The following is an 11,438-nucleotide window of genomic DNA, read 5'->3' as shown; positions in this document are numbered from 1 at the left end:
CACCTCGCGCGGCCGGCCGTCGCGCGCGTAGACTGACCGCCACCGGGACCGATCCCCGGTTCGACCGTCGGGCGGACCTGGTCCGGCCACCCACACCGCACAGCGCACGCCCGTCGTGGCGACCCCGTCGGGGCCGCTCATCCGACGACGCGTGACGTCGCCCCACACCGGCGACGTGGAGGTGGACCGGTGCGGCATTCCGGGATGCCCGAGGCCCGCGGACTCTACGACCCCGCCCGCGAATCGGATTCCTGTGGCGTGGGCGCGGTCGTCGACCTGCGCGGCCGCAGCACACACCGGACCGTCACCGACGCGCTCACCGCGCTGCGCAACCTCGGCCACCGCGGCGCCAGCGGCCGGGAACCCGCCAGCGGGGACGGCGCCGGTATCACCCTGGCCCTCCCCACCGGGCTCTTCGACGCCGTCGCCGGCGTCGAGCTGCCGCCGCCCGGGTGCTACGCCACCGGCCTGTGCTTTCTGCCCCGCGACCCACGCGCCCGGGCAGCGGCCCGCGAACGGATCCACACGCTCGCCGCCGAGGAGGACCTCGAGGTCCTCGGCTGGCGCGAGGTTCCCGTCGACCCGGCCGGCCTCGGGCGCACCGCCGAGGCCTGCCGCCCCCACATCAGCCAGCTCTTCGTCGCCGCCGCAGGCGCGGACGATGCCCGCCCCGCAGGCGTGGACCTCGACCGGCGGGTGTATCCGCTGCGGCGCCGCGCCGAGCACACCGGCGACGTCTACTTTCCGTCGCTGTCCGCCCGCACCGTCGTCTACAAGGGCATGCTCACCGCACAGCAACTGCCGGGGTTCTACCCCGACCTGCGTGACCGGCGTTGCGCCAGCGCGATCGCACTCGTGCACAGCCGCTTCTCCACCAACACCTTTCCGTCCTGGCGGCTCGCGCAGCCGTTCCGGTACAGCGCCCACAACGGCGAGATCAACACCATCCGCGGCAACCGGAACCGGATGCACGCGCGGGAAGGGCTCCTGCGCACCGGGCTGCTGCCCGGCGACCTGACCCGCCTGTTTCCGCTCTGCACCCCCGACATGTCCGACTCCGCGACCCTCGACGAGGTCCTCGAACTGCTCCATCTCGCCGGGCGTTCGCTGCCGCACGCGGTGACCATGCTCGTCCCGCCCGCCTGGGAGAACGCGCCCGGACTCGATCCCCGGCGCCGCGCCTTCCACCGCTTCCATGCCGCGCTGCTCGAACCGTGGGACGGACCGGTGTGCCTGCCCTTCACCGACGGACGGTGGTTCGGGGCCGTACTCGACCGCAACGGGTTGCGGCCGGGCCGCTGGTGCCGCACCGCCGACGACCGGGTCCTGTTCGGCAGCGAGACCGGAATGCTCGACGTGCCACCGGAACACATCGTGCACAAGGGCCGGCTCGAGCCGGGCCGGATGCTCCTCGTCGACACCGCCACCGGGCGCATCGTCCCGCCCGACGAACTGCTCGACACCCTCGCCGCCGCCCACCCCTACGACCGGTGGCTGCGCGAGGGTCAGGTCGACCTGGCGGATCTGCCCCGTCCGGCCGGGCACCCCGCCGCGGACCACGAGCCGGATCGGGACCACCGGCTGTTCGGCTACACCCGAGAGGACCTCGAGGTGCTGCTCGAACCGATGGCCGCGACCGGTGCGGAACCGCTCGGTTCGATGGGCGCCGACATCGCCCCCGCGGTGCTGTCGCCGCGCCCCCGGCTGCTCTACGACTACGTCGTCGAGCTGTTCGCCCAGGTCACCAACCCGCCGTTGGATGCCATCCGCGAACGGGTCGTCACCTCGATGCGGCGCGTCGCCGGCCCGGAGGACAACCTGTTCGACGCGTCCGCGAAGTCGTGCCGGCAGCTGGTGCTTCCCGGTCCGGTGCTCGACTCCGACGACCTCGCCGCCGTCGCGGCACTCGGCCCGGGCGGCCCGCGTCCGGCCCTTGCCGCACGGGCGCTGCCCGCGCACTTCGCGGTCGGCGGCGACCCCGGCGAGGCCCTCGCGGCGGGACTCACGGCCCTGCGCCGCGCCGCCGACGCCGCCCTCGACGACGGTCGCGGCATCCTGATCGTCACCGACCGCGGGTGCGGTCCGGACCGCGTCCCGATCCCGTCGCTGCTCGCCGTCGCCGCCGTGCACCACCACCTCGTCCGCACCCGGCGGCGCACCCGCGTCGCGCTCCTCGCCGAATCCGGCGACGCCCGCGAGGTCCACCATGTGGCCGCGCTGGTCGGGTTCGGCGCCGCGGCGGTCTGCCCGTACGTCGCCCTCGGCACCGTGCGCTCCCTCGCGGCCGCCGGGCGCATTCCCGGCACGGACCCGGCGGCGGCCGCGGCGAACTACCGTCGCGCCCTCGTCACCGGTGTCCGCGAAGTGATGGCCAAACTCGGCATCTCGACCCTCGCCTCGTACACGGCGGCGCAGACGTTCGAGGCCGTCGGCCTCGCCCGGGAGGTCGTCGACGAGTACCTGCCCGGTACCGTCTCCCGACTGGGCGGCGCCGGGCTCGCCGACCTGGCCCGCGACGCCCGTCGCCGGCATCGGCATGCCTTCGGGAACCGTTGTGCCGACACCCTTCTCGACAGCGGCGGCGTGTACCGGTACCGGCGCGACGGCGAACCCCATCTGTTCACCCCCGAGACGGTGTTCCTGCTGCAGCACGCGACCCGCACGGGACGCGCGGACGTCTACGCACGCTACTGCGCCGAGGTCGACCGTCTCGCCGCCGCAGGCGCCACGCTGCGCGGGCTGCTGCGCACCGTCGCCGCGGAACCGATCCCGCTCGACGAGGTCGAGCCGGAGACGGAGATCGTGCGCCGCTTCGCCACCGGGGCCATGAGCTACGGGTCGATCTCCGGGGAGGCACACGAGGCCCTCGCCGTCGCGATGAACCGGCTCGGCGGCCGCTCGAACTCGGGGGAGGGCGGGGAGGAGCGCGACCGGCTCGGCGACCTGCTGCGGCGCAGTGCCGTCAAACAGGTCGCCAGCGGCCGCTTCGGCGTCACCGCCGACTACCTCGCCGACGCGACCGACCTGCAGATCAAGATGGCTCAGGGAGCGAAACCCGGTGAAGGTGGCCAGCTTCCCGGTCACAAGGTGTATCCGTGGATCGCCCGCACCCGGCACGCCACGGCGGGCGTCGGCCTGATCTCCCCACCGCCGCACCACGACATCTATTCCATCGAGGACCTCGCCGAACTCGTCCACGACCTGCGGTGCGCCAACCCGCAGGCCCGCATCCACGTCAAACTGGTCAGCGGTGTCGGCGTCGGAATCGTCGCCGCCGGTGTCGCCAAGGCCCATGCCGACGTGGTCCTGATCTCCGGCCACGACGGTGGCACCGGCGCCGCACTGCTCACCGCCGTGCAGCACGCCGGCACCCCGTGGGAGATCGGGCTCGCCGAAACCCAGCAGACCCTCGTGCTGAGCGGCCTTCGCGACCGCATCACCGTGCAGTGCGACGGCGGTCTGCGCACCGGTCGGGACGTGCTGATCGCGGCGCTGCTCGGTGCCGAGGAGTTCGGGTTCGCCACGGCGCCCCTGGTGGTCCTCGGCTGCATCCTCATGCGGGTGTGTCATCTCGACACATGCCCCGTCGGGATCGCCACCCAGAATCCCCGACTCCGGGAGAAGTTCACGGGCAGAGCAGAATTCGTGGAACAGTTCTTCCGGTTCGTCGCCGCGGACGTGCGCCGGCGGCTCGCGGCGCTGGGCCTGGCCCGCCTCGACGACGCCGTCGGCCGGGTCGACCTGCTCGAACCCGACGCGGCGCTCGCGCACTGGCGTCGCCGCGGGCTCGATCTCGCGCCGCTGTTCACCCCGCCCGCCGACGCCCTCGGCGCGCCCCCACAGCGCCGCCGCACCCGCCCGGCCGCCGGACCCCCCGACGCGCCGTTGGACCGGGACCTGATCGCCCGCGCCGGCCCCGCCCTCGACCACGGCCGGCCCGTGCAGCTGACCGGGACCGTCACCAACCGGGACCGCGCCGTCGGCACCCTGCTCGGCTGGACCGCCGGCCGACGGTGCCCCGCGGGTCTGCCCGAGGACACCGTGCGGATCGACCTGCACGGCAGCGCCGGACAGTCCCTCGGCGCCTTCCTGCCCACCGGGATCACCGTCACCGTCACCGGCGACGCCAACGACTATGTAGCCAAGGGTCTGTCCGGCGGGCGCGTGGTGGTGCGCCCCGACGCGGCCGCGCCGTTCGACCCGCACGAGCAGATCGTCGCCGGCAACACCGTCCTGTACGGGGCGACCTCCGGCGAGTTGTTCCTGCACGGTCGGGTGGGGGAGCGCTTCGCCGTGCGCAATTCCGGCGCCGACGCCGTGTGCGAGGGCACCGGCGACCATGCCTGCGAGTACATGACGGGCGGCCGCGTGGTGATCCTCGGACCCACCGGCCGCAATCTGGCCGCCGGTATGACCGGGGGTCTGGCCTACGTCCTCGACCTCGAGCCCGGCCTCGTCAACACCGACTCGGTGCAACTGCAACCGGTCGACCCCGCCGAGCTCGCGCAGGTGCGGGATCTGATCGCCCGCTACCGCGCACGCACCGGATCGGCAGTCGCCGGGGAACTGCTCGCCGACTGGGCCGGCAACGCGGGGCGCTTCACCGCGGTGGTGCCCGAGGATCTGATCCGGATCCGCGCGACCGCCCGCGAACGGCCCACCCCGGTCGGAGCCGACGGTGCCTGACCCCCGCGGATTCCTGCGTTACGACCGCTGCGAGCCGCCGCGCCGGCCCGCCGCCGAACGCGTCCGCGACTGGGCAGAGGTGCACCGCGCGCAGTCCCCCGACGAGGAGCTCCGCACGATCCGGGAACAGGCCGCCCGCTGCATGGACTGCGGACTCCCGTTCTGCCACAGCACCGGAACGGGCTGCCCGCTCGGCAACCTGATCCCCGAATGGAACGACCTGGTGCGCCGCGACCGGTGGGCCGAGGCCGCCGACCGACTGCACGCCACCGACAACTTCCCCGAGTTCACCGGCCGGTTGTGCCCGGCCCCGTGTGAATCCGCCTGCGTGCTGGCCCGGGACGACCACGCCGCCGGTGTGACGGTCGAACGGATCGAACGGGCGATCGCCGACCGGGCGTGGGCCGACGGCCGCGTGCCGCCCCGCCCCCCGGTCCGCCGCACCGGCAGATCCGTCGCCGTCGTCGGCTCCGGCCCGGCGGGTCTCGCCGCGGCCCAGCAACTCACCCGCGCCGGACACGCCGTGACCGTCCTCGAACGTGCCGACCGGCTCGGCGGCCTGCTGCGGTACGGCATCCCGGCGTTCAAGATGGACAAGGCGCTCGTCGACCGGCGTCTCGCGCAGATGCGCGCCGAGGGCACGGTGTTCCGCACCGGCACCGAGGCGGGGGTCGATCCGGATGTCGCCGCTCTGCGGGCCGAATTCGACGCCGTCGTTCTCGCGGTCGGGGCCGGACGCGCCCGCGACCTGCCCGTCCCGGGGCGCGGACTCGCCGGGGTGCATCCCGCGATGGAGTTCCTCGTCGCCGCCAACCGCGAGTGCGCGGGCGACGGACCCACCCCGATCAGCGCCGCCGGGCGGCACGTGGTGATCGTCGGTGGCGGGGACACCGGTACCGACTGCTTCGGCACCGCGCTGCGGCAGGGCGCGCGGTCCGTCACCCAGCTCGACTACCGGCCCCGCCCGCCCGTCCGGCGCGACGAGGACGTCACCCCGTGGCCACTCGTGCCGTGGGTGCTGCGGACGGCACCCGCGCACGAGGAGGGCGGGACCCGGCGGTTCGAGGTGACGGTGCAGCACTTCGCCGGGTCCCGTGGGCGGGTGCGGACGCTCGAACTGGCGGAAGTGGACGCGCGCCGCGCCCCCCGCGGGAACACCTTCGCCATCCCCTGCGACCTCGCGCTCCTCGCGGTCGGCTTCGAAGGAGTGCAGCGCGGACCGCTCCTCGAGGCCTTCGGCCTGGTCCCCGGCGGGCGGGGCACGCTCGGCTGCGACGACCACTGGCAGACCGCCACCCCGGGGGTGTTCGTGTGCGGCGACGCGCACCGGGGGGCGTCACTCGTGGTGTGGGCGATCGCCGAGGGGCGTGCGGCGGCGCACGGGGTGGACACCTTCCTGACGGGGGAGTCGGAGCTGCCGGCGCCGGTCCGTCCCGGCTCGCTGCACCTGGGCTTCCCGCGTTTTCCGCCCCGCCGGCCGGGGTAAGCCGCACGGGTGAGCGACCGTGCCGGTCGCGGCAGGAAGGAACGTCATGAGCACGATCATCGAATCGGTCGACGTCCACGTCCCGATCCGTACGGCCTATGACCAGTGGACGCAGTTCGAGGAGTTTCCCCGCTTCATGGAGGGCGTCGAGCAGGTCCGCCAGATCGACGACACCCACACCCACTGGGTCGTCACGGTGGCCGGTGGCACCAGGGAGTTCGACGCGACGATCACCGAGCAGCATCCCGACGAGCGGGTCGCATGGAAATCCGACGCCGGTCCGGATCATGCCGGCGTGATCACCTTCCACCGGCTCGACGAGTCCACCACGCGGGTCACCGCTCAGATGGATGTCGACCCCGACGGCGTGATGGAGAACGTCGCCGACAAACTCGGGCTGCTCGACCTGCGCATCAAGGGCGACATGCAGCGCTTCAAGGAGTTCATCGAGAAGCGGGGCGTCGCCGACGGCGGCTGGCGCGGCGACGTCGATCGTCCCGGTTCGTGAGCGCAACCCGGAAGGAGAAGGTCGTGACGGCGAAGAAGTCGAGGGACGAGGACGACGGGCCCAAGGGCGGCCGGCCCGGCCCGGTGGACGAGGGCAAGGACGGCGGCATGGCGACCCGGGAGAAGGCCCCGGAGATCGCCGAGAACGCCACCGACGACTGATCGGGGAACCGGAACGGGGCGGTGCGGCCGAGCTGCACCGCCCCGTTGCCGGTGCGCACACCCGTCGCGGGTTCCGGCTTCCCGGGTCGAGGCAACCCCGAAGCCGGAGGGCCTGGACGTCGATGGGTCCTGGACGTCGATCCGCGGCGTCACCCCGCCGGTGAGCGGACGGCGAACTGCAGTCCGAAGTTGTTCAGGGTGGCCGGCAGCGGTCGTGCCGGATCCGGCGTCAGCCGGGAGGTCAGCGTGAATTCGGCGCCGGCGAGCAGGTGCGCGAGCAGGGTACTCGTGACGAACAGGACGAGATTGCGACCCGGGCACCCGGCCGGGCCGACACTGAACGGCACGAGCGCGGGATACCGGTCCGCCCGGCCGTCGAGCCAGATCTCCGGCGCGAACCGGTCCGCGAACGGCAGCGTCTCGCGATCGCGGTGGAAGGCCGGCGCCAGCACGACGAACCCGGTCCCGGACGGGATCGGGTAGCTGCCGCGCTCGTCGCTCCACGTCGTGTCGGCCGTCGAATCCCGCAGGATCGCAGGGGTGGTCGGCCACAGCCGCGTCGTGTCGAGGACGCACCCACGCAGGTATTCGAGCGGTGCGGGGCTCCCGAGGCCGGCGGCGGCGATGTCGCTGCGGGCCCGCGCCCGTTGTTCGGGATGGGTGGCGAGTACTGCGAGGGTGCGAGCGGTGACCATGCCTGCGGCGTCGAAGGCGAACAGCCAGTGCGGAATCTGCCCCTGCGGATCGACCGCGGCCGGTTCGGCGATCTCTCCGAGCGCGCCGGCGAGGGTTCCGGCGGGAGCCCGCTCGACGTAACCGTGCAGCCGCTCGGTGAACCGGTCGCGCAGCCGATGGCGCACCGGATGGGCGTAGGCCCAGTTGCCGTCGGACCGCAACCGCCACAGCTGATCGGTGAGGGTGTCGTCGTCGCGCGCCGCATCGCCGAGGACGAGCCTGCGCACCAGTCGCCACCAGCACCGGGTGAACTCGGCGGCGCTGAGGCCGCCCTCCGCGCGGGCGCGGCGCAGCAGCCCGTTCGCCTCCTCCTCGATGGTGTGCAGCATCGGTGTGGCGAGCCGGTGCAGGTCCCGATCGGTGTCGAGCGCCGCCTCGTTGACGGCACGGCGCCTCTCCCGCAGCGGGGTGCGCGAGACGAGCACGCCGTGCGGCTGGAACGGACCGAGGGCAGCGCGCTTCTCGACCGTCGCGGCGGTGTAGGACCCGGCGTCGGTGCGCAGCACGGCATCGACGTCCTGGGGGGAGAGCACCACCGCGAGGGTCCGCCCGGGCAGGGCGAGGGTGAGGGGAGCGTCCCCGTAGCGGTCGCGCAGGCGCGCGACGGTGCCGACGATGCGCGCGTCGGCCTGTGTCCGCTCGAGCAGACCCATCACCCTGCGACGGCGTGCGATGGCGCCCGCGGCGACGAACGGCAGGCCGACCTCGGCGGCGAACCGGGCGGTGTCGGCCGCGGAGGCCCGCCGGGCACGAGGCGGGGAGGGGCTCTGAACTACGGGGCCGGTCATCGGCGGTCTCCTCCCGACGCAGGGTCACGGTCACGGGAGGAATCGCCGCCCGGACGGATCGCTAAACGTGATCCGGCCGCACCGAGCCCGATTCAGGCGCTCGCCGCCGCGGTGGGACCGGTCCCGCTGGCGCGCAGGTCCGTGAGAAAGGCGTTGGCCCACCGGTCGACGTCGTGATGGAGCACCTGGGTGCGCAGCGACTGCATCCGGCGGGCCGCGGTGGCCGGATCCTCGGTGGCGGCGACGACGATGGCGCGTTTGACGGCGTCGAGGTCGTGTGGATTGACCAGGTGGGCGCGGCGCAACTCGCTTGCCGCCCCGGTGAATTCACTCAGGACGAGGGCTCCCGTGCCGTCGGCCCGGCACGCGATGTACTCCTTGGCGACCAGGTTCATGCCGTCGCGCAGAGGCGTGACGAGCATGACGTCCGCGGCGCTGTACAGGGCCATGAGCTCGTCCCGGTCCACGGGCCGGTGCAGATAGTGCACCACCGGCCGGCCCAGCTGTCCGTACTCGCCGTTGAGGTGACCCACCTTGCGTTCGATGTCCTCGCGCAGCTGCGCGTAGGCGGACACGCGCTCGCGGCTCGGCGTGGCCAGCTGCACCATGGCGACCTTCTCGGGGTCGAGGGTGCCCTCGTCGAGCAGCTCGTGCAGCGCCTCGAGCCGGATGTCGATGCCCTTGGTGTAGTCGAGGCGGTCCACGCCGAGCAGAAGGGTCTCGGGGTTGCCGAGTTCCTCGCGGACCTGCGCGGCCCGCTCACGGATGTGCGGGGACTGCACGCGTTCGGCGAAATGGGCCGAGTCGATCGAGATGGGGAAGGCGCCGACCTGCACGCGCCGGTCACCGACGTCGACGCTGCCCACACACGAGTCCAGGTCGGAGTGCGCGTTGGTGTGCAGCCCGAGCAGGCGCTGCGCCAGGAACAGGAAGTTGCGGGCGCCGCCGGGCAGGTGGAAGCCCACCAGGTCGGCGCCGAGCAGGCCCTCCACGACGGCGGTGCGCCACGGCAGTTGGAGGAACAGCTCCGTAGGCGGGAAGGGAATGTGCAGGAAGAATCCGATCCTCAGGTCGGGCCGCAACTCGCGCAGCATCTTCGGCACCAGCTGCAGCTGGTAGTCGTGCACCCACACGGTGGCGCCCGGGGCGGCCGCCTCGGCCGCCGCCGCCGCGAAGCGGCGGTTGACCGCGACGTAGGTCCGCCACCACGTCCGGTCGTAGACGGGTGCGACGATCGCGTCGTGGTACAGCGGCCACAGTGTCGCGTTGGAGAAGCCTTCGTAGTAGTCGGCCACCTCGCCTTCGGTGAGCGAGACGGGGTGCATCGTGATGCCGTCCTCGGTGAAAGGCTCGAACGCGACGTCGGCGGCGCCGGGCCAGCCCACCCATGCGCCGTCGGCGGCGCGCAGCACCGGTTCCAGGGCGGTGACGAGTCCCCCCGGGCTGCGGCGCCACCCGCCTCGTCCGTCGTCGGCCGAAGGGTCGTAGTCGACCGGGAGCCGATTGGCCACCACCACCAGGTCCGCTGCGGTCATCGCGTCGCGCCTCCTTGCTCGACACCGGGGCCGGTCGCTCCGGCGAGTGCCGTCGAACTCGTACTTATGACAAGTAGTTTTTGTCTATCACTCGCGGCGGAGCGGGGAGGCGCTTCGAGGCGCCCGAGATCCCGCGTCGTCCCGCCTCCGCTCGCACTCGATAGATAATCTGTCTCGCAGAACAGAAGTTTTGTCAAACGCTGCGTGCACTCCGATCGGGTCGGCGTGCCCGCGAGCAGACGCGGTCCCGCGCGCGGCGACGTGCATGCGCCGGTCGCCCGGCGGTTTCGGCACCCGGGGAACGGGGTAGCCCGACTGTGGGTTACCCGGCACCCACGTGCCGACCGGCGGGCCGGCGAGCCGGCCTGCGGAGGTACTACACACGAGCCTGTAGGAGGAATCGAAGATGGCGAAGTTCACCGTCCCCGGCCTGAGCGACAGCGAGGGGGTCCGGGTGGCCGAAGTGCTGCAGAATCGCCTCAGCGCCTACAACGACCTGCACCTCACCCTCAAGCACGTGCACTGGAACGTCGTGGGACCGAACTTCATCGGCGTGCACGAGATGATCGACCCGCAGGTCGAAGCGGTCCGGGGATTCGCCGACGACGTCGCCGAGCGCATCGCGGCCCTCGGTTCGTCGCCGAAGGGAACCGCGGGCGCGATCGAGAAGGACCGTTCGTGGGACGACTACTCGGTCGGGCGGGACACCGCCCAGGCGCATCTCGCCGCGCTCGATCTGGTGTACGACGGCGTGATCGGGGACTGCCGCAAGGCGATCTCGGAGGTCGGGGAGATCGATCCGATCACCGAGGATCTGCTCATCGGGCAGACGCGGGATCTCGAGAAGTTCCAGTGGTTCGTCCGGGCCCATCTCGAGAACGCCTCCGGGACCCTGACGCACGAGGGCGCACGCACCGAGCAGCAGGCCGCGAACGAAGCCCGCTGAGCGGGCGGCGGCCGGGTTGCCGGTTGCTCGACTACGCACCGGTCGCCGGCGGGCGACCGGTGCGTCTGTTACGAGGTCGCTGCGCTGTCGTCGGTGGCCGCCCGCAGGCGCGCGTTGTCCGACTCGAGGCGCGCGTTGGCGTCCTCGAGGCGCGCGTTGTCCGATTCGAGGCGCGCGTTGTGCGATTCGAGGCGCGCGTTGTGGGATTCGAGACGGGCAGTGTGGGATGCCAGTTCGGCGTGGTGCGACTCGAGCCGGAAGATCTGGGCGATGCCGGCCAGATTGATGCCCTCGGACAGGAGCTCGCTGATCCGTCGCAGGCGCGCCACGTCGTCGTCGCTGTAGCGGCGGGTGCCGCCCCGGGTGCGCGCCGGGCTGAGCAGTCCGCGACGCTCGTACAGCCGCATGGACTGCGGGTCGACCCCGGACAGCTCGGAAGCCACCGAGATGCCGTAGACACCGCGGCGGGGGTGCGGCACCGGCTCCTTCCTCGTCTTCTCCATTCCAGGTTCCCTCGTTCGGTGTCCTCGCTGCCACGGTCTCCGGTGGACCGGAATCTACCCGATCACCACAGGAAACCTGCAGTACCGGAG

Annotated in this window: 8 protein-coding genes; 5 read left to right on the top strand and 3 right to left on the bottom strand. The window is 72.7% G+C overall.

Annotation, left to right across the window (positions count from 1 at the left end):
* Positions 1 to 204: 204 nt before the first annotated feature.
* Genes gltB through QNA09_RS12500 form a run of 4 tightly spaced genes read left to right on the top strand, consistent with a single transcriptional unit; the run spans position 205 to position 6,841 of the window.
* On the top strand, positions 205 to 4,686 hold the full coding sequence (gene gltB / locus QNA09_RS12515) for a glutamate synthase large subunit (protein ID WP_203011876.1): 4,482 nt from the start codon (positions 205 to 207) through the stop codon (positions 4,684 to 4,686).
* On the top strand, positions 4,679 to 6,172 hold the full coding sequence (locus QNA09_RS12510) for a glutamate synthase subunit beta (RefSeq protein ID WP_203010773.1): 1,494 nt from the start codon (positions 4,679 to 4,681) through the stop codon (positions 6,170 to 6,172). The genes gltB and QNA09_RS12510 overlap by 8 nt, the downstream gene beginning before the upstream one ends.
* 46 nt (positions 6,173 to 6,218) lie before the next feature.
* Positions 6,219 to 6,680 carry an SRPBCC family protein gene (locus tag QNA09_RS12505; RefSeq protein ID WP_017682165.1) on the top strand — a complete coding sequence of 154 codons (462 nt, stop codon included), beginning with the start codon at positions 6,219 to 6,221 and terminating at the stop codon, positions 6,678 to 6,680.
* Positions 6,677 to 6,841, top strand: coding sequence for a hypothetical protein (locus QNA09_RS12500; protein WP_017682166.1), 165 nt, complete (start codon positions 6,677 to 6,679; stop codon positions 6,839 to 6,841). Before QNA09_RS12505 ends, QNA09_RS12500 begins: the two co-directional genes overlap by 4 nt.
* A gap of 149 nt (positions 6,842 to 6,990) precedes the next feature.
* Here the strand turns inward: QNA09_RS12500 and QNA09_RS12495 are convergent, their stop codons facing one another.
* Both QNA09_RS12495 and QNA09_RS12490 read right to left on the bottom strand, forming a co-directional pair.
* Positions 6,991 to 8,364 carry a cytochrome P450 gene (locus QNA09_RS12495; protein ID WP_017682167.1) on the bottom strand — a complete coding sequence of 458 codons (1,374 nt, stop codon included), beginning with the start codon at positions 8,362 to 8,364 and terminating at the stop codon, positions 6,991 to 6,993.
* A gap of 92 nt (positions 8,365 to 8,456) precedes the next feature.
* Complete coding sequence (locus QNA09_RS12490; RefSeq protein WP_017682168.1) at positions 8,457 to 9,899, bottom strand: trehalose-6-phosphate synthase; 1,443 nt, start codon at positions 9,897 to 9,899, stop codon at positions 8,457 to 8,459.
* A 406-nt stretch (positions 9,900 to 10,305) separates the two neighbouring features.
* Here QNA09_RS12490 and dps point away from each other — a divergent pair, with 406 nt between their 5' ends.
* Positions 10,306 to 10,845, top strand: a complete 540-nt coding sequence (gene dps, locus QNA09_RS12485) for a DNA starvation/stationary phase protection protein Dps (protein ID WP_010595287.1) — start codon at positions 10,306 to 10,308, stop codon at positions 10,843 to 10,845.
* Between the two features lie 68 nt (positions 10,846 to 10,913).
* Here the strand turns inward: dps and QNA09_RS12480 are convergent, their stop codons facing one another.
* Positions 10,914 to 11,348, bottom strand: coding sequence for a MerR family transcriptional regulator (locus QNA09_RS12480; RefSeq protein ID WP_010595288.1), 435 nt, complete (start codon positions 11,346 to 11,348; stop codon positions 10,914 to 10,916).
* Between the last annotated feature and the right edge of the window lie 90 nt (positions 11,349 to 11,438).

Source organism: Rhodococcus sp. AH-ZY2, from assembly GCF_030916465.1.
GTDB classification, from domain to species: Bacteria; Actinomycetota; Actinomycetes; order Mycobacteriales; family Mycobacteriaceae; genus Rhodococcus; species Rhodococcus ruber.
Note: the sequence above shows the minus strand (reverse complement) of the source record. Positions and strands in the feature narration are given on the sequence as shown.